Raw genomic sequence first — 17,664 nt, forward strand, 5'->3', positions numbered from 1 at the left:
TCATTCTATTACATTGAAGCGTTTAAAATCAACTAGATTTGGGTATGTCTGAGTGAAATTTTCCTGAATATTACAGTTTAGGTGGATTGAATAGTTCGCGATATATAAAAATTTTTTATGAAGATGAACTTTTTACAGTGCTCCTGACTCATATAGGGGAGAGAGGTGAAGGCATGGATGTTATACGATTGGTGAAAAAAGCCAAAAAAGGAAATAAAGAAGTTTTGCTGCAATTAATTATGTCTGAAAAAGATGTTTTTTATAGGCTTGCGTACAGCTATATGGGAAATGCGCAAGATGCAATGGATGCCATGGAGGAAATGATAGTTACGTTATACGAGAAGATTGATCAACTTAAGAAAGAGGAGTCTTTTTACAGCTGGAGTAAAACGATTTTGGTAAATGGCTGCAAAAGGCAGCTTCATAAGCGAAGCAAGCTGGTGTTATTAGAGGATTGGAGCTCCAATGTTAAGATGGAAAGCGTCCATGTTGCACCAGGCGATCCTTATCATAAAAGTGAACAGCAAATGGATATGCAGGCGTTATTGTTACATGTGAACGAGCAGCAAAGAGAAGCAATTCAATTAAAGTATTTTCATGATCTCGATAATCAAACGATAGCTGACATTACACAGGTCTCGATCGGAACTGTTAAATCAAGAATCTACAATGGATTACAAACGCTAAAAAATCATTACAGAGGTGATGTTGATGAACGATAACGTCGAACAACGATTAGTGGATGAGAAGAGGAATTTAGAGTCCATAACTGCACCTGAGGGTTTAGAAATGAGATTAAGAAATGCTTTAGACTCGGCACCCCCAAAAAGAATAAAAAGAAAAAGCTCCCCCCTCTGGAAGATTGCAGCCGTCATCTTATTAGTGATAGTGGTTTCTGGAAACAGCTATAATGCCTTCGCTTATTATGGAAAAAAGTTATTTGGTTTTGATGAGGTGTTAGAGGGAACTTTACAACAACTCAATGAACAAGGAATGGGACAAAGCATAGACAAAAAGACGACGTTAGCAGATGGTACAGAACTTAAGATTAACGGAATTATGGCAGATGCCAATCAATTTATTGTGTATTACACGTTAAACAATCCTAAGGGACTAGAGGAGACGGGAGATCATTTTAGTCCTTCTAAAATAGAAGGGTTTCTCACGAATTCCAACATAAGAAGTGGTGTATCTTTAATCAATGACGAACATACAGAAATAAAAGGCACGATGACATTTGATAGCGTAAGCCCATTTTCGAAAAAACTAACACTTCATTACTGGGGACCTCTACAGAAAGGGCAGATGAGTGAAGGGAGCATAACGTTTTCTTATAATCCAAATCAAGCGATGGTGACTCAGATCAAACAGTCGATTAATAAAAAGGTCAAAGCCGACAAAGGATCAATTACCTTCAAATCGATCACGGCCACACCAACCATGACAGTGATTAAAGGGAGTATGAATGTCGAGAATTTCGATCGAATAAGATTAGGGCTAGAAGGCATTCAATTAATTGCCAATGGAAAGCCTGTAGAAATATTAGGTAGTAGCAATAAAACCTCGCTGGGTGGGAGATCATTTGATATTCGTTATGACACCTTGCCAAAAGAACTACATTCATTGCAGCTGGTTGTTAAAGAGTTTGTTGGATATCAGAAGCTGGAAGAGAAGTATCCTCTAAATGCTGATAGTAATGAGCCGATTCTACTGGGGGATAAAGAATTATGGATTAAGGATGTGTCCAATACCGCTCAAGGGATTGAAGTAACTATTGCTACAGATGAGGATGTAATGCTGGATGGTGTGTCTATAGAAAATGCTGGCGAAAACACGGCTTTAAAAACAACAATTAATCAAAAAGAGTCAGAACAAAACAACGGTAAACTCATGAAGGAACGCACCTTATTATTTGATACACAAACGAAACCTGAAAATATTCTGATAGAAGGAATACATTATATGAAGGAATATAACAAGGTGATTGAGATTCCAGTGGATTAAAAAGAGGTGCCATATCCATAATTTATGAAATATAGTAAGCTATAATAGTCTGAGAAAGTGAGGGGGTTATGGAAAATATAGGAGCTTATAAGGTGAGTCGTCCGTCGTTAATGTCACTTCTGTTTTCTATGATTTTTTCAAGTAGCATACTACTGTTAAATGCCAGAAATAATATGGAGTATAAAGTATTACTTTATTTTGGTTATATATGGTTGACCTTCTGTCTGATTGTTGTAATCATATTGCTCTATAGGATCATTACGATTAGAAAGTTCATTGAGGTTCGGATTCTTCCAGACTCTATACTAGTAGATAACAAAGAAATTCAAGCGAAACAAATTGAGAATATTTATGTAAAGGGCTATTTCATACCCGTAATAGGCATTAAACCTGTAGATCACAAATTTCCTCCCTATAGATTATGTTTTAGTTTTCTTGACGAAGAATACAAGGGAATGAAAGAACTAACCGCATGGGCCGAACATAATCAGATTAAACTATCTAAAAAAAGATTTATGAGATGGCTTTAACCGGGCTCTGACCAGTCCACCATACCGCGCTATATGCGCACTGCGGAGAGGATGGGTGTCCCAAAAAGCCGAAAATGGCTACTGGGGCACCTCATTTTTTTTGCTCCATCATCGAACCCCAAAACGTCGCTCGTTTCCTCTATCCCCCCAAGCCGCACATTCTTCGATCAAATTTGCGTGCCCAGAAGTAGCTATCGGACTCAGATGACCCTTAGACGCGTCATATCCCACTTTTGGAATCCTAACGGACCGCATAGTCGCTATTGGCCTGAAAAACACCCCGAAAGCAGCCTTTTCGGGGGAATAACTGCACAGGAGTCCGAAACCTTGCTCCAAAGCCGAAATCTTCGCAAATAACGTCATCTGAGTCCGAAAGTAACCATCTTCCATCATCGAATCCCCAAACCTTGTTCGCTTCCTCCATCCGCGAATCCTCATGCTTCGTTTGCTGCTGCTATCACCGATTTTCAAAATCCCCCTGACATTCTCCATCGTAGATCCCCAAGCCACGCTGATCTATTCTCCATCACCGATTCCTCAAAGTTGGCTCACTTCCGCTATCATCACCTTTAAGCCACACTTTCTTCGATCACATTTGCGCGCCCGGAAGCATCTAACGGACTCAGATGACCCTTAAACGCGTTATATTCCACTTTTGGAATCCTAACGGTCCGCATAGTCGCTATTGGCCTGAAAAACACCCCGAAAGCAGCCTTTTCGGGGGAATAACTGCACAGGAGTCCGAAACCTTGCTCCAAAGCCGAAATCTTCGCAAATAACGTCATCTGAGTCCGAAAGTAACCATCTTCCATCATCGAATCCCCAAACCTTGTTCGCTTCCTCCATCCGCGAATCCTCATGCTTCGTTTGCTGCTGCTATCACCGATTTTCAAAATCCCCCTGACATTCTCCATCGTAGATCCCCAAGCCACGCTGATCTATTCTCCATCACCGATTCCTCAAAGTTGGCTCACTTCCGCTATCATCACCTTTAAGCCACACTTTCTTCGATCACATTTGCGCGCCCGGAAGCATCTAACGGACTCAGATGACCCTTAAACGCGTTATATTCCACTTTTGGAATCCTAACGGTCCGCATAGTCGCTATTGGCCTGAAAAACACCCCGAAAGCAGCCTTTTCGGGGGAATAACTGCACAGGAGTCCGAAACCTTGCTCCAAAGCCGAAATCTTCGCAAATAACGTCATCTGAGTCCGAAAGTAACCGTCATCCATCATCGAACTCCCAAAACATCGATCGCTTCCAGTTTTGGAGTCCTGACTGCCGTATAGCGACTGATTACGCCAATACGCTAATAGGTAGAATGATGGAAAATACTTAGTTTTTTTGTTGCAAATACAACAATTATGGTATACTATTTTCCTGTCACATCTGCATAACACCATATAATTAGAGCTCGAAATAAGAGTTTATTTGTAAATTGATATTTTAAAAGGAGAAAACGATATGGCTATCAATATAAAAAAGTGCACGTTCGAAGATTTGGGTTCACTTCAAGGAATTAGTGTTGAAACATTTAATGAGACATTTAGTAATCAAAATTCACCTGAAAATATGAAAGCCTACCTGGATAGAGCTTTTAACTTAAAGCAATTAGAAAAAGAATTGTCGGATAGCTCATCAGAATTCTATTTTATTTATTTTAATGAAGAAATCGCTGGGTATTTAAAGGTTAACACCGAGGATGCTCAATCTGAAGTAATGGGTAATGATTCACTTGAAATCGAGAGGATTTATATTAGAAAAAAATTTCATAAACAGGGGCTTGGGAAATATCTAATAAATAAAGCTATAGAAATAGCGGTACAATGTAATAAAGAGAAGATTTGGTTAGGGGTTTGGGAAAAGAATAAGAAAGCTATTAGCTTTTATGAAAAAATGAAGTTTGTTCATACAGGAACTCATTCTTTTTATATGGGTGAAGAAGAACAAATAGATTTTATTATGACAAAACAACTATAACATTTGTCTAAAATGATGTTAACTAAGAGAAGCGCTAGGAGGCTTAGAATGAAGCAACTTTATATAAAACAAAAGATATTCAGTCTAAGTGGTAAATTCACGGTAAAGAATCAGCAGGAGCAAGATGTCTATTACGTAGAGGGCAGTTTTATGCAAATTCCCAAGACATTCTCCATTATGAATACAACAAGAGATGAAGTTGCACTTATTACGAAAAAAGTGTTCAGTTTTTTACCAAAGTTTTTTGTAGAAGTAGATGGTCGAGAGGTGTTGACGATTAAGAAGGAGTTTTCTTTCTTTAAAGCACGTTATACGATTGATGCGACTGACATTGAGGTACATGGTAACTGGTGGGACATGGATTTTCAGGTTTTACAGCGTGGTGTAGTCATCGGTAAAGTGAACAAAGAGTGGTTCACTTGGGGTGATAGCTATAAGGTTCAAATATTGAATGATGAGATGGAAACGCTCATGATTGCGTTTGTTGTCGCTATTGATTGTGTGAAGGCTGACCAAGCTTCTGCATCTAATCAGTGACGATTTAACGTTAAAGTTGAAAACTTAACAAGGTGACGTGGACGGAATTAATTCAGCAGGTGCTGATGAGTGTAATTGGCTTAGTTTATTTATGATGCGTTGAACCGTACTATAAGTAGGAGCAAGTTTAGTTTTTTGATATTGCCTATGTTAGATCTTATTGTTGATTTTCATTTTTTGAAAAAACGCCCATTGCGCCTAAGCGCCCTTTCCACGAATGCATATGATGATTATGCCTACTCATTGAAAGGAGCGATCACATATGGGATTTTTTCCAACACCGGGAGCCGGCGGAGGATTTCCAGGATTCCCGGGCGGACCTGGAGGACCTGGCGGACCTGGCATGCCGGGAGGACCCGGAGGACCTGGAGGACCTGGAGGACCCGGGGGACCAGGGTTTCCGGGAACCCCCGGACAATTTCCGGGGGGTGCACCAGGAGGCGTTCAAGCGCCGACGGCTCCTCCACCGCAATTCGTGCCGCAAATGTCGACTACCACATTTGCCATTGATCCCGGCGGGATCAGACGCTGCCTGTTCCGCAACACATACATTTGGCTGAACAACGGCGAGCAATTTTGGTTCTTTCCAGTATTCGTCGGGCGTAATTCTATTGCAGGGTTCAGATGGAACGGTTTTTTCTGGTCGTACTTCGGCATTGATTTGAATCGGATTAGCTCGTTCACGTGCTTCTAAGGCAGACAGCGATAGAGAACAGCCAGCAGGCTGTTCTCTATGTTATGCGAATTTTCGTGTTCCGGGAGTAGTGAATTACGCAAAAGATACATAGACAAGGTTCATTTTTCCCTGACGCTGACGTTAATACTAGATTCAAAAAAGGACCACTCTGCGAAGGATAACCTTAAAGCTTGCCGTTACAGACAGCGCGTTGAGCCGTATCATTAATCACGGTAATGCGGAGGGTTGGGCACGTTGGGTGATCCATTCTGTTATGAATTCAATTAGTTTTTTTGCCGCTGGAGAGGCATTTTTAATGGATGCGGCTGCAATGCCAATAGAACGATAATGCTCTCCTTCTAATGGGCGATAACATACATTGTCGGGGAGATGTGACAGAATCATTTCGGGGAGTATACTTACTAGGCAGATTTACAAATCCCAAGTCAGCGGTTCCATCGGCAATCCATTCTTCTATTTCAGAGTAGTTACCATCAAGTAGTTTTATTTCAATATGTGGAAACTGATTTTGAAATTGTTTAATGATTTGGGGCATCCATTGGATCGATACACTAGAGAAAGTACCTATTTTCACAGTTCCAATCTCAACTACCTTACTGAAAATCTGATATTTTAAAAGATTCATAATGATTTCTCTCCTCAATAATATATGAAAAAAATTCATTAAACTAATAATTAATATTCATTATTTTTATCTTAATTATAATAGTATAATCTGTTTTATATAAAAACATCTACGATTAAAGGGGAGTTTGAGCGGAATGGTTCATGAATCAAACGGATCTTATTATGCAGTCATATTTTCAAGTCAACGTACGGAGGGGGATAACGGATATAACATTATGGCTGAAAAAATGGAGCAGCTTGCGTCCGGGCAACCTGGGTTTTTAGGAGTGGAAAGTGTCCGGGATTCTTCAGGAGCGGGTATTACGATTTCTTATTGGGAGAGCTTAGAGGCGATTAGTAACTGGAAACAGCATCAATCTCACAAAGTTGCTCAGGAGAAAGGGAAGAATGATTGGTACCAAAATTACAAAGTGAAAATTTGTAAAGTTGAAAGAGAGTATTCTTGAGTGGTAACATATTACTGCAACTGCAAAGTAATTTGGGAATCAATCCATTGAAGCGTACAACAACAATTGTTTTATTTCAAAAGGATGCGAAGAAACTTATCCGAGAAAATAGAAGATTCCTTTACTAATTAGATAAAATATAGATATGGGATGATTATTAAATGAACTATCAAATTAAAAGGGCGACCCTTGAAGAAAAAGAAATCCTCAACAACCTAATGCAATTTTATATGTATGATTTCTCCGAGTATATGGATTTGCACCTTGAAGAAAACGGAAAATTTAATGATTATCCTCTCAACGATTACTGGACAGAAGAGTCGAATTTCCCATATCTGTTAACTCTGAATGAGAAAAATGCTGGATTCGTTTTAGTCAAATTAAAAAATAGAGATGATGATTTATACTTTTCCATTGCAGAGTTTTTTATTATAAAAAAGTATCGGAGAGTAGGATTAGGTAGACTAGTTGCAAAAGATATTTTTAATTTACATAAGGGGCAATGGGAAGTTTATCAAATAGATAATAATGAGCCCGCACAACGCTTTTGGAAAAAGGTAATAGAGGAATACACTGGCGGAAAATTCACTGAACGAATTGAAGCAGGGAGAAAGACACAGGTGTTTGTTAATTGAGTTTGAATCTTAAGCTAACAGGATACAGTAGATCAATAAAAAGCGGCAGTCGTGGACTTTATTTACTAGTTCAGGGCTGCCGTTGTTTTTTAGGTTCTCCAGAAGTGATGTTATAAGCCAGTTGCTTTGGTATTTTTGAGTAGTACAAAATCTCTTCTGGTGTTAAAATTACCCAAAAAGTATTTTAGGAGGCTAAGACGGGAATTATGCTAAATATACAGCAGATTGTAGAACTTATTCCTCATCGCTATCCGTTTATTTTAGTGGACAGAATTATTGAGTTGGAGGAGAACAAGAGAGCAGTAGGTATAAAAAATGTATCCATTAATGAACCGTTTTTTAGCGGCCATTTTCCTGAGCATCCTGTTATGCCGGGTGTTTTAATTGTGGAGGCATTAGCCCAGGTAGGCGGAATCACAATGTGCAAAAACGAGAAGCTGAGGGGCAAGATAGGGTTATTAGTAGGCATTGATAATGCCCGTTTTAAGCGCCAAGTAACACCTGGGGATCAGCTTCTTCTCAAATTCGAAGTCAATCGGATGAAAGGTGAGATTGTAAAAGGCAAAGGCACCGCAACAGTAAATAGTGAGCTGGTATGTGAAGCTGAGATTTCTTTTGCATTTGTGCAAAAAGGAGGTTCAAAATGAAAAGGATGCCGTTTGTACGACCAACCGAACATTACGATCTGCAAATTAAGGATATCGACGAGCAAATATGTGCATTGATCAAGCAACGAAAGGAAATCTCGAATAATAATCCAGGATTCCCACCGTTTGAATCTATCACTAAATGGGCAGATAATTATGAGCTCTATGAGGATTTTTTGAAAGCGGTATTTGGGACGCTGCTAAGTGAAGAGCATTTTAAGCCGATGGTTGAGCCAATTGATTTTAGAAAACATATTGCAGTTCTTAAATCAATTGAGAAAGATGAGTTTTTTTATACACTGACCTCTATACGCCAATACAGTAATGCTAGTGTGGTCACCCTTAATATAGATTGGGACATGACAACTGAGCTTCCAGCAAATTCTCATAGCCATAGCTTTTTCGAGCTGTTTATAGGAGAAGAATATGATAGTCGAATGATGAATGGCGGAAGTTCAACCGGACAAGCTTGTTATAATTACGTAATTTCTCCACCGCTTTCTGACGATCCTTCAGGTGTTATATTAGAGTTCAGGGAATATGGTAAACCCTTCAAGAACAATGAGACAGGAAATCGAATTGTTTTTAGGCTGTAGTACTTATTTATTCTCCGGAAAATATTGCTTATAGCTGTCTCCATTGCTATGATCAAAAGTGGAGATCCGAGCGAAGTTAAATTAGGCGCCGCTCCATATCACAGTTAACGGATTTTAGTGAATTAAAAACCGGCCATCCTGAGGGGATGGCTGTTTTCTGTGTAAAACAAATTCAATGATTCATTTCCAGCCATAAAAACTACGAAGGTACAGTTTACAAGGTAGATATTCAGGAATACGAAAATTGATGACCCCACACAGACTTCAGATGTCTGTATTTTTTTGCTAATTGTGGTTCTATAGTATGATTTTTTGGGATTATTTGAAAAATGGTTGAGAAATACATAGTGTATAGTCAATACTGTGACTTATAATGTTAGCTTAGGTAATGATCTAAAACCCTTAATATAACCTTGAATATATTCATTTACGCAGCAAAAGGCTGAAAGGAAGTCATCTCTTGTTTGAAACCCTACTTTTGAATTTTTTGTTTTTGCTTTTTCCAGTATTAACATTTCTGATATTTTTTGAGAATCGGGCCTATTCCTACAATAGATTGATTCTCGTTTTTATGTCAGCAGTGACCATGAGTCTCTGTATCGCTAAACCTATCAGACTAGAAATTGGCTATATTTTTGATTTAAGGTACATTCCGTTTATTATTGTGGCACTCTTTGGAGGATATAGGAGTGTTTTTCCTCTATATATTATTTTGAATGCGTACAGATTCTATGTGGGTGGAGATGGCGTATTTTATTCGTTTCTATTTGCGACGGCGATTCTGATTTTGGTGCCGTTATATAAAAACAGATTTTTAAAATTACCATCGAAAGGTCGTGTGATTGCGGCAAATCTGATTGCTTTGCTAATTATGGGGGTTTATCTGTTTATTTTAGGTTTGGTTCAGGATTCTTTAGACAGGCAATTTTGGATTCTTTCATTAAATGCTTTGACGACTCATGTTGGGGTGATGAGTGTCATTATGATTTTGATTGAAAAAATTATATCTAATATTAAAAATCGGGAACGGATTGTCCAATCGGAAAGATTAAATGTCGTCAGCGAGCTAGCGGCAAGTGTATCCCATGAAATCAGAAATCCACTTACAGTGACTAGTGGTTTTTTGCAGCTATTAAATAAATCTAAAACAATGACGCCAGAGGAAAAGGGATTTGTAGAGTTGTCTCTACAAGAGCTACAGCGAGCAGAAAAAATTGTAAGTGATTATCTCTCCTTTGCCAAGCCACAATCTGAAAACATGGTTTACTCCAATATGAAGGCAGAATCAGAATATACTAAAAATATCATAATGCCTTATGCCACCATGCACAAAGTAGATGTTCAATTCAATTTTAATAATTTCTTAAATAAAAATTATGACCGGAACCAGATTCAGCAGTGTCTAATTAATTTATATAAAAACGGTATAGAAGCGATGAAGGAAACCGATGGCGGAACGCTATTTATCGATATATTTGAAAAAAAGCAAAATATTATGATCAGTATCAAAGATAACGGAGTCGGCATGACTAAAGATGAAATATCGCGACTCGGTAAACCATATTATTCTACTAAAGCAGAAGGGACGGGGCTGGGTATGCTTATGGTCTACAGTACCGTCGATAAAGTGAAAGGAAATATTGAAGTCGATAGTGAAAAAGGCAAAGGGACAACATTCCTTATAACCATCCCAACATAGGCAAGTTGCAGAGAGTATCTTTTGCTGTTTATACCCCACTAGGAGTGTGTAATACCTTTCATGAATGGATTTCGTGTAAAAAGGGCAACGTGCCTGCGCGAGTCCCATCTGGAGGTGCAGCAATGGAGATATTTGTAACTATAGGCGTCAAATTGGTCATCAGCTTTTTTGGTTTGTGGATCATTACCTTTATTACCGGCCGCAAGACGCTTAGTCAATTGACACCACTCGATTTTCTGTCTTCATTGATTTTAAGTGAAATTGTCGGCAATACGATATATGATGATGAGGTGAAGATCTGGCATCTGCTGTTTGCTCTTTTTGTTTGGACCGCATTATCTTATTTGTTCGAAAAGGTGACCACCCATTTTGTGAAATTCGGGAACATGGCGGAAGGCCGGACAGTGCTGCTAATTGACGATGGCAAAGTGAATCAGGATTTGTTGGAGAAATACGATATTGAGTATACCCAACTATTGTTCATGCTGAGGCAACAAAATATCTTTTCCCTAAGTGAAGTACGGTATGCTCTGCTCGAAACGAACGGTTCTCTATCGGTAATGCGCAAGTCTGAAGATGAGCAATCTTCTGCTTTTTCCGTTACAGTTATTGATAAAGGCAGGGTACTGGAAGAGTCTATGCGTGGCAGATCGATGAACAAGGAGCAGATTAAGGAACGCGTCAGAGAGCAGGGCTATAATTGCATTGAGGATATTGCCTATGCTGAATATAAAGAAGACGGAACACTCTATATCCTTCCCAAAAACAAACCATAAATCCACATGATGAGACGCTGGAGCCGGGAGGCTCAAGTGTCTTTATTTGAAATCAGGAGTGCAAACTCAACTTTTTGGGCTTCACATTACATTGTTTGGAGTAGTTGTGATATTAGCCTATGAGGGTGGCCGCGGGATAGGCGTTTTTATTGGATTAGTTGGGCTGTTTACGGGTATCTTGGGCTCTTTTAGAGATTCCTCTAAATCGGAGGATAAAAAGAATATCTGACAGCTTATATATTTACTAACTTTCGGAGGGGTATAACTTTATGGAGATTTCTTTATGTAAAGCAGACGCGAGCGACGCAGCGTTTATTCACGAAATGCAAGTTAAAGCCTTTATGCCATTGCTGGAGAAATATAAAGATTATGAAACCAGCCCAGCCAATGAAACTGTGGAACAAATCAGGGATCGAATTAATCAGTCTTTTGCAGATTATTATATGATTAAGTATTTTGATATTGCTGTGGGCGGTGTCCGCATCGTTAAAAAGGATAATAAAACTTATCGGGTCAGCATCATCTTTATATTGCCAGAACATCATGGAAAGGGGATTGCCCAGCAGGTTTTTGCAATGATTGAACAGAGATATAAAGATGCAAAGAAATGGGAGCTGGATAGTATTATACAGGAGCAAAGGAATTGCTATTTATATGAAAAGTTAGGGTATAGAAGCACGGGGGAAACCAAAAAAATAAATGACAACTTAACATTAGTTTTTTATGAAAAACATATGAGTTAAAGCCTTAGGGTTATACTTAAAAAAAAAGACAGCGGGCAGTTCATGCCCACTGTCTTTTTAACATACAAATCAATACACTCGAATACGCTTCACAAATAACGATATAATAAATCCAATACCTGCAATTACTGCGATAAATAAGTAAGCATGTGTAATTCCAGCGGTTAATATTTCAGGCTGTGCAGCGGTTGGATGTGTGTTTGCGAATCGTGTTTGTCCGCTAGACATTAGCGTAACAGCGAACGTTGTACCAAGAGCACCTGCAATTTGCTGAAGTGTACTCATAACAGCAGCCCCATCCGGATAGTATTTCACAGGTAATTGATTTAACCCATTGGTTTGAGCGGGCATAATGACCATTGCTAATCCGATAAACATTGCGCAGTGTATTAATATAAAGGTTAGGCTACTGGTTTCAGTAGAGTTTCTTGTAAATAGAAAACCAGCAATGGTTGCGATAAAAAATCCAAGCGGCAGCAATAATTTCGGACCGTATTTATCGAATACTCTACCCGTAACTGGAGCCATAGCCCCGTTAATAACACTGCCTGGAAGAAGTAGAGTACCAGCCATTGTGGCCGATAACAATAAACCTCCTTTTAAATATAAAGGTAATAAAATTGCAGAAGATAAAATGATCATCATTCCTAAAAAGAGCATTATAAGACCTATCGTAAACATGGGATATTTAAATACCCGTAAATTCAGCATTGGGGTTTCCAATTTAAATTGCCGTAATACAAACAAGATTAAGCTGATGAAACCAATAATAAGAGGCAACAAAACAATGATTTCACTCAAAGAATGATCAGCAAAGTTACTAAAACCAAAGACGATTCCACCAAATCCAAGCGTAGAAAGCAAGATGGATAAAATATCTATTTTAGGTTTTGTGATGTTGGCTACATTTTTGATGAATGTTAATCCGAAACCTAATGTAAATAACAATAAAGGTAAGCTTATCCAAAAGATATACTCCCAGCCAAAATGATCTACAATTAAACCAGATAGAGTAGGTCCAAGGGCCGGTGCACACATAATAACGAGCCCCATCATTCCCATGACAGTTCCGCGTTTATGTGCAGGGAAAATAATAAGAATAATATTGGTCATTAATGGAAGCAATAACCCTGTCCCTAAGGCTTGCACTAATCGTGCAATTAATAATAAGCTGAAATTAGGGGAGAGGGCAGCAATTAAAGTACCGATAATAGAAAATAGCAAGGAAGCGGTGAATAATTGTCTAGTGGTAAACCATTGCATTAATAGGGCGGATATTGGAACGAGGATACCTAATACAAGTAAATATCCTGTGGTTAGCCACTGAACCGTTGAGGCGTTGATTGAAAATTCATCCATTAAATTTGTAAAAGCCATGTTTAAGGCGGTTTCACTAAATAGCCCGACGAATGCACCTAACATAAGCGAGAAGGCCATGAGGGCTGGACGTTTAACTTGAACAGTTGATGATGATTCCATAATAATGATGAACCTCTTTTCAGTATTTTGATTCGGATTATTTTTACAGGATAGATGATATATCAACTATAAGGGGGAGAGAAATGCTTTAAGCATCTCTTACATTATTCAGCACATGTGTTAGCAAAGTCTTTAACGTTGAGTAATCTGAAGCAGATAATCCTGACTCGATAATTTCGTTTAAATTGACCGTCACCTCATTTATAGTATTCTCTAATTTCCGTCCTTCTTCTGTTACATATACATTTACCGCTCGGCGATCTTGCGCACTTGTTACTTTGCGTATGTAACCTTTGCTCTCTAAGCTGGCGATCATTCTGGCAACACTGGCTTTGTCCTTACCAAGATTAGCAGCAATCTCGTTCTGAGATAGACCTTCTTTCTCAAGCATCAGAGCCATAAGTAGATGCTGTTCAGGTGCAAGTCGGAAAGGAGCAAGTAACTTTGTTAAATAATTTGCTATTTCTAAATGCAAATCTCGAATGACCAAACCTAAAGGTTCTCTTGAATCCATATGATCTCTCCTAATTGAAGAATAGATGATATATCAACGTTATTGATTTGTCTATATTAGCATAAAGTTATGGATGCTTGTCAAGTTAAAGAAAATGAATAGAATCATAGAATTAAATACAAGCGGTAAAGTTGTTTAATGCCCAATCACTTGATGATACATAGTCATATGCTGTTGTGAAATTAAAATAAAATAATTAGGGAGGGATTTAAATGGGGTATAACTGTGTTGGGGGCGTTCAAGAACAAAAAAAGGCTCCAGTTTGTATTAATCCTTGGACATCAACGGGTACGATTCTTGTGCTTTACATTCTCCTCGTCATTATCCTTAAAACTTGTTGGATCTAGAATTTATGTAAATTGACGCCCCGAAGTTTTTTTCTTCGGGGCGTTTCTTTGTTTTCTTTAGCAGGATAGACTTAACGGGAATAATCGGGTTGTGTCATAGAAATAGGCTGAGGATTGGCAAGTACCCATTGCACCGCCAGCTCGCATAATCTGGCTGGTTGCTCATTGCCAGCGATGTTGCGGAACCGTTTGGCGAGTGCAGCTGCCTCTTGAAGAAGGACGGGCGTTAAAGGCGTCCCCGTGCTAAAATGCCGCATCAGTGCATCCAGCATTTTACGGTAATCGGCATCCCAGTTTCCTCCGCCATTATTAAGGATTTCATGAGACACCCGCCCTGTGATGCGGATAACCTCACCCTGCACCGTTATCGCGTGTCCTGAAGCAGGGACGAGAAAATCCCACAGCTCTTGGTGCTGTGCGGGCCATGCGGCTGCCGTTACCTTGATAGGAGAGATTCCATCATGTCTCACCAGTTTCGCTATAGGCTCGACATCAAATTGCTGGTACAGCTCCAGGAGAGCATTTGCAGTTTCATCCAGTCGATCTTTATTGTAATTTGTTCTGATGAATTCAAATTCCTTGCCGATACGCCGCACGGATTCCTTCATCTCCGGCGTGATTACTGCTCCTGCATCCAGCATAATTCGCGAGATTTCTGCCATCTGAACTATATCGATATTCCGGCATTGTAATAATCCTTTGGCGAGAGGTGTGTTTTTTTGCTTATTTTCTGCATGGACATTTGCGCCGCGTACCACCAGATCCCGCACTACTTTTGTTTTGTAAGAAGCTGCTGCTGAGTGCAGCGGTGTCTCATTCTGGTAATCCAGGGCTTCCATATCTGCACCTAACTCAAGGAGTAAGGGGACATTTCCGGACCAGGTTGCAGCCTGAGCATGAAGAGGGGTACGCTTATAGTTGTCGGCAGCGTTGATGTCAGCACCCTGCTCCACAAGCCAGGAAACCATTTCATCCGGTATTTGCCGGAAGCTGAGGGCGGTACCTTTGCTGTAACCCCCACGGGCATCCCATTCGCATAGCTCAAATACCTCTTTTAAGGCAGACATATCATTCGTTTTAACCAGCTCGGCAAAAGTGGCGGGTAATGTTTTTTTCTTTTTGCCCATCTCATTTTTCCGCTCCTTTATTAATAGATAAATAGCAGATAACTTCTTGCAAGTTTATCATATAGGAGAATTGAACACTAATTCATGCAGGACGAAAAGGTTGAAGATATAGACGTAACATTATTGGAAAAGAGAATGGAATATCGTTTATATGGCGATCCCGAAATCATAGACTATTAGAAAATGAAAACATTAAGCTTGTGTCTTGGAAATAAATTCGAGATTTACGAAGGACATCGAAATTACGCTAACGGAGAACGATAGCTCAATAAACACGATTTGGCAGTCAGCCAAAGCGATCGACTCTGCTTTTGTTGTTTTTTAAGTTCGTTCATTTCTAATTTTTCTGAACTCCTTAGGAGTTATATTTAAGTGTTTTTTAAAAGACTGGATAAAGTGATTTGCGTTATTGAAACCAACTCGCTGTGCGATTTCAGTTATCGTGTAGTCAGTTGCTATTAACAAATCACAGCTTTTATTAATGCGATATTTAATTAAGTAGAAATACGGAGTCATATGGATGCTTTTTTTAAAACCTCGAGTGCACTCCGATACACTTAAATGTGCTATATCTGCTATTTCCTTCAATGTCAAATTATTAGAATAGTTTTTGTGAATAAAGCTAAGCATTAATTGTAGTCTCTCTTGCTGGAGTCTGTTATATTTAGACGATTCCTCGGAGGATAGAGAAAAATTTGATATAAGGATTAACCATAGCTGGGCAGTTTTGATAGAAACTTCGTACTCCCATCCCCATTTTTTTTTCGATTCAAATTCTTTTTTCATATCCCAAAGAATTTGTAGGATTTGATTATGCCAGTCCTTATCCCCTTTGATTTCTAAACTTAACAAGAATGAATTGGTATACGGTAGTACATACTTTTTTTCCATTGCACTATCAGAATAAAACGCAAGTAACTTCTCTGGGAAGTTAAAACTAACATATTCACCCTCTTGGCTAAGGTATGTAACAATATGAAGTACGCTCTTATTAATAAAGATGGCCTGACCTGTTTCTAAATCATAATTGATTCCGTTGACTTGTATGGTTAGTTTCCCTTTGGTCACTAAAGTAATTTGTAGTTCTTGGTGCCAATGTAGATCGTTAACCCCTCTGCCATTAGGAATAGATTCATAATTGGTATGAGTGTACAGGATGTATGGAAATGAATCATCAGGAAATTGAATGGCTTCGTGTAATTGCTTTTTCAAAGTGCTTATTCTCCTTATTTGACGATATTTCAATATAAATTAAAGATATAGTTGCACAATATAGACCCTGGCGATGATATTATTATATCCAGCCTAGACTTATCATACAATTCTGTGCACAGGGATTGTCACACATTTTGGAGGAACTATGGTTAGTTCAAATAAACCGTCTATACTATTTCATCCGTTTATTCTGTTATTTATTAGTATTTTGTCCGTTTCTATCTCTTCAATTATGATTAAACTTTCAGATACACCTACTTCAGTGGCTGGGATGTATAGACTGTTTATTTCTGTAATCATCATGCTCTGTTTTACATCCGGGAAAATGGCTCGTTCTACTGAGATGAATAAAGAAGATTGGGTCATCGTTATTTTATCCGGCCTATTTCTAGGGTTACACTTTTTATTCTGGATGGAATCATTGGTCTATACTTCAGTTGCAAGCTCCATGGTGATCTTATCGTTACAGCCACTATTTGTTATGATAGGGTCTTACTTTTTATTCAAAGAACATGTTAACCTGCTAACCGTTTTTTGCCTGATTGTTGCTCTTTTAGGTTCGATTGTTATTGCATGGGGAGACATATGGGTTTCGAAAGATGCACTAATCGGTGATGCTTTATCGTTAATTGGTACATTCTTCGCTTCAGCCTATCTGTTGGCCGGGCAAAAAGTAAGCGGCAAAATCAATGCAAATATATACAGCATTTTCGTCTTTTTTATTGGTGGTACTGTTATGCTCGTGTACAATTTGATAGATAATGTCTCATTAATTAATTATGCTTCATCAGATTGGATTTATTTTTTGCTTCTTGCAATAATTCCAACTATTTTTGGTCAATACATCTTTAACCTTTTGTTAAAGTCGATTGGAGCAACTACTGTCTCGGTTGGGATTATTGGTGAGCCTGTTCTTGCCATTGTCCTTGCATACCTATTATTAGGGGAAACTATGTCATTATTCCAGCTTTTAGGCGGCATAATAACCTTACTCGGTATGGGAATGTATTTTTGGTCGAAATCTTTAAAGTACAACATTCAAAATAAGTAAATGAGTAGTCGG

At 38.7% G+C, this 17,664-nt stretch carries 20 protein-coding genes and 1 pseudogene; 15 read left to right on the forward strand and 6 right to left on the reverse strand.

Going from position 1 to position 17,664, the window contains the following annotated elements; all coding sequences use genetic code 11:
• Positions 1-173 precede the first annotated feature (173 nt).
• The 3 genes from MKY63_RS21680 (at position 174) to MKY63_RS21690 (ending at position 2,534) form a co-directional block, all read left to right on the forward strand.
• Positions 174-722: a sigma-70 family RNA polymerase sigma factor gene (locus tag MKY63_RS21680; RefSeq protein WP_036688931.1), complete on the forward strand. Its 549-nt coding sequence runs from the start codon at positions 174-176 to the stop codon at positions 720-722.
• Positions 712-2,004, forward strand: coding sequence for a DUF4179 domain-containing protein (locus tag MKY63_RS21685; RefSeq protein ID WP_076317122.1), 1,293 nt, complete (start codon positions 712-714; stop codon positions 2,002-2,004). The genes MKY63_RS21680 and MKY63_RS21685 overlap by 11 nt, the downstream gene beginning before the upstream one ends.
• Before the next feature lie 68 nt (positions 2,005-2,072).
• Positions 2,073-2,534, forward strand: a complete 462-nt coding sequence (locus MKY63_RS21690; protein ID WP_076105271.1) for a hypothetical protein — start codon at positions 2,073-2,075, stop codon at positions 2,532-2,534.
• Positions 2,535-3,103: 569 nt separating this feature from the next.
• On the opposite strand, the gene MKY63_RS21695 is transcribed toward MKY63_RS21690, so the two are convergent.
• Positions 3,104-3,466, reverse strand: coding sequence for a hypothetical protein (locus MKY63_RS21695; RefSeq protein WP_339809797.1), 363 nt, complete (start codon positions 3,464-3,466; stop codon positions 3,104-3,106).
• Positions 3,467-4,000: 534 nt separating this feature from the next.
• Between MKY63_RS21695 and MKY63_RS21700 the strand changes: the two genes are divergently transcribed.
• The 3 genes from MKY63_RS21700 to MKY63_RS21710 all read left to right on the forward strand — a co-directional run bounded on the left by MKY63_RS21700 (position 4,001) and on the right by MKY63_RS21710 (position 5,747).
• A complete protein-coding gene (locus MKY63_RS21700; RefSeq protein ID WP_076316266.1) occupies positions 4,001-4,516 on the forward strand; it encodes a GNAT family N-acetyltransferase in 516 nt (171 codons plus the stop codon).
• Between the two features lie 48 nt (positions 4,517-4,564).
• A complete protein-coding gene (locus MKY63_RS21705; protein ID WP_076316267.1) occupies positions 4,565-5,053 on the forward strand; it encodes an LURP-one-related family protein in 489 nt (162 codons plus the stop codon).
• A gap of 262 nt (positions 5,054-5,315) precedes the next feature.
• Positions 5,316-5,747: a transporter gene (locus tag MKY63_RS21710; protein ID WP_081384320.1), complete on the forward strand. Its 432-nt coding sequence runs from the start codon at positions 5,316-5,318 to the stop codon at positions 5,745-5,747.
• A gap of 210 nt (positions 5,748-5,957) precedes the next feature.
• Here the strand turns inward: MKY63_RS21710 and MKY63_RS21715 are convergent.
• A pseudogene (locus tag MKY63_RS21715) lies at positions 5,958-6,345 on the reverse strand (LysR family transcriptional regulator substrate-binding protein); the annotation flags it as partial.
• 166 nt (positions 6,346-6,511) lie between these two features.
• On the opposite strand from MKY63_RS21715, the gene MKY63_RS21720 reads away from it, so the two are divergent.
• From MKY63_RS21720 to MKY63_RS21750, 7 genes are all read left to right on the forward strand, one after another.
• Entirely contained in the window at positions 6,512-6,823 is a 312-nt protein-coding gene (locus MKY63_RS21720; RefSeq protein ID WP_076100214.1) for an antibiotic biosynthesis monooxygenase, read from the forward strand.
• Between the two features lie 161 nt (positions 6,824-6,984).
• Entirely contained in the window at positions 6,985-7,458 is a 474-nt protein-coding gene (locus MKY63_RS21725) for a GNAT family N-acetyltransferase (RefSeq protein ID WP_036688911.1), read from the forward strand.
• Positions 7,459-7,664: 206 nt separating this feature from the next.
• Positions 7,665-8,105 (forward strand): 3-hydroxyacyl-ACP dehydratase FabZ, encoded by a 441-nt coding sequence (gene fabZ, locus MKY63_RS21730; RefSeq protein WP_076134358.1) that lies wholly within the window; start codon positions 7,665-7,667, stop codon positions 8,103-8,105.
• Positions 8,102-8,701: a hypothetical protein gene (locus MKY63_RS21735; RefSeq protein WP_339809802.1), complete on the forward strand. Its 600-nt coding sequence runs from the start codon at positions 8,102-8,104 to the stop codon at positions 8,699-8,701. Before fabZ ends, MKY63_RS21735 begins: the two co-directional genes overlap by 4 nt.
• A 460-nt stretch (positions 8,702-9,161) precedes the next feature.
• On the forward strand, positions 9,162-10,400 hold the full coding sequence (locus MKY63_RS21740) for a HAMP domain-containing sensor histidine kinase (RefSeq protein ID WP_339809804.1): 1,239 nt from the start codon (positions 9,162-9,164) through the stop codon (positions 10,398-10,400).
• A 122-nt stretch (positions 10,401-10,522) separates the two neighbouring features.
• Positions 10,523-11,176 (forward strand): DUF421 domain-containing protein, encoded by a 654-nt coding sequence (locus MKY63_RS21745; RefSeq protein ID WP_339809806.1) that lies wholly within the window; start codon positions 10,523-10,525, stop codon positions 11,174-11,176.
• Between the two features lie 269 nt (positions 11,177-11,445).
• Entirely contained in the window at positions 11,446-11,919 is a 474-nt protein-coding gene (locus MKY63_RS21750) for a GNAT family N-acetyltransferase (protein WP_076316268.1), read from the forward strand.
• 69 nt (positions 11,920-11,988) lie between these two features.
• Here the strand turns inward: MKY63_RS21750 and MKY63_RS21755 are convergent, their stop codons facing one another.
• Positions 11,989-13,398 carry an MDR family MFS transporter gene (locus MKY63_RS21755; RefSeq protein ID WP_076100222.1) on the reverse strand — a complete coding sequence of 470 codons (1,410 nt, stop codon included), beginning with the start codon at positions 13,396-13,398 and terminating at the stop codon, positions 11,989-11,991.
• Between the two features lie 88 nt (positions 13,399-13,486).
• Positions 13,487-13,912 (reverse strand): MarR family transcriptional regulator, encoded by a 426-nt coding sequence (locus MKY63_RS21760; protein ID WP_076134363.1) that lies wholly within the window; start codon positions 13,910-13,912, stop codon positions 13,487-13,489.
• A 266-nt stretch (positions 13,913-14,178) separates the two neighbouring features.
• On the opposite strand from MKY63_RS21760, the gene MKY63_RS21765 reads away from it, so the two are divergent.
• Positions 14,179-14,259 (forward strand): YjcZ family sporulation protein, encoded by an 81-nt coding sequence (locus tag MKY63_RS21765; protein WP_232061537.1) that lies wholly within the window; start codon positions 14,179-14,181, stop codon positions 14,257-14,259.
• A 71-nt stretch (positions 14,260-14,330) separates the two neighbouring features.
• Here the strand turns inward: MKY63_RS21765 and MKY63_RS21770 are convergent, their stop codons facing one another.
• Together MKY63_RS21770 and MKY63_RS21775 are read right to left on the reverse strand one after the other, a co-directional pair.
• Positions 14,331-15,386, reverse strand: a complete 1,056-nt coding sequence (locus MKY63_RS21770) for an ankyrin repeat domain-containing protein (protein WP_076316269.1) — start codon at positions 15,384-15,386, stop codon at positions 14,331-14,333.
• 321 nt (positions 15,387-15,707) lie between these two features.
• Entirely contained in the window at positions 15,708-16,598 is an 891-nt protein-coding gene (locus MKY63_RS21775) for an AraC family transcriptional regulator (protein WP_076297666.1), read from the reverse strand.
• A gap of 148 nt (positions 16,599-16,746) precedes the next feature.
• Here MKY63_RS21775 and MKY63_RS21780 point away from each other — a divergent pair, with 148 nt between their 5' ends.
• Positions 16,747-17,652: a DMT family transporter gene (locus tag MKY63_RS21780; protein WP_076316270.1), complete on the forward strand. Its 906-nt coding sequence runs from the start codon at positions 16,747-16,749 to the stop codon at positions 17,650-17,652.
• Positions 17,653-17,664: the final 12 nt, after the last annotated feature.

Origin of the sequence: Paenibacillus sp. FSL R7-0189 (genome assembly GCF_037969925.1) — a bacterium.
Lineage (GTDB): Bacteria > Bacillota > Bacilli > Paenibacillales > Paenibacillaceae > Paenibacillus_AQ > Paenibacillus_AQ odorifer.

Bases quoted from the DNA above. Each gene is read 5' to 3' on its own strand.
- MKY63_RS21680 (WP_036688931.1), top strand. From the start codon at position 174: ATGGATGTTATACGATTGGTGAAAAAAGCCAAAAAAGGAAATAAAGAA.
- MKY63_RS21685 (WP_076317122.1), top strand. From the start codon at position 712: ATGAACGATAACGTCGAACAACGATTAGTGGATGAGAAGAGGAATTTA.
- MKY63_RS21690 (WP_076105271.1), top strand. From the start codon at position 2,073: ATGGAAAATATAGGAGCTTATAAGGTGAGTCGTCCGTCGTTAATGTCA.
- MKY63_RS21700 (WP_076316266.1), top strand. From the start codon at position 4,001: ATGGCTATCAATATAAAAAAGTGCACGTTCGAAGATTTGGGTTCACTT.
- MKY63_RS21705 (WP_076316267.1), top strand. From the start codon at position 4,565: ATGAAGCAACTTTATATAAAACAAAAGATATTCAGTCTAAGTGGTAAA.
- MKY63_RS21710 (WP_081384320.1), top strand. From the start codon at position 5,316: ATGGGATTTTTTCCAACACCGGGAGCCGGCGGAGGATTTCCAGGATTC.
- MKY63_RS21720 (WP_076100214.1), top strand. From the start codon at position 6,512: ATGGTTCATGAATCAAACGGATCTTATTATGCAGTCATATTTTCAAGT.
- MKY63_RS21725 (WP_036688911.1), top strand. From the start codon at position 6,985: ATGAACTATCAAATTAAAAGGGCGACCCTTGAAGAAAAAGAAATCCTC.
- fabZ (WP_076134358.1), top strand. From the start codon at position 7,665: ATGCTAAATATACAGCAGATTGTAGAACTTATTCCTCATCGCTATCCG.
- MKY63_RS21735 (WP_339809802.1), top strand. From the start codon at position 8,102: ATGAAAAGGATGCCGTTTGTACGACCAACCGAACATTACGATCTGCAA.
- MKY63_RS21745 (WP_339809806.1), top strand. From the start codon at position 10,523: ATGGAGATATTTGTAACTATAGGCGTCAAATTGGTCATCAGCTTTTTT.
- MKY63_RS21750 (WP_076316268.1), top strand. From the start codon at position 11,446: ATGGAGATTTCTTTATGTAAAGCAGACGCGAGCGACGCAGCGTTTATT.
- MKY63_RS21755 (WP_076100222.1), bottom strand. From the start codon at position 13,398: ATGGAATCATCATCAACTGTTCAAGTTAAACGTCCAGCCCTCATGGCC.
- MKY63_RS21760 (WP_076134363.1), bottom strand. From the start codon at position 13,912: ATGGATTCAAGAGAACCTTTAGGTTTGGTCATTCGAGATTTGCATTTA.
- MKY63_RS21770 (WP_076316269.1), bottom strand. From the start codon at position 15,386: ATGGGCAAAAAGAAAAAAACATTACCCGCCACTTTTGCCGAGCTGGTT.
- MKY63_RS21780 (WP_076316270.1), top strand. From the start codon at position 16,747: ATGGTTAGTTCAAATAAACCGTCTATACTATTTCATCCGTTTATTCTG.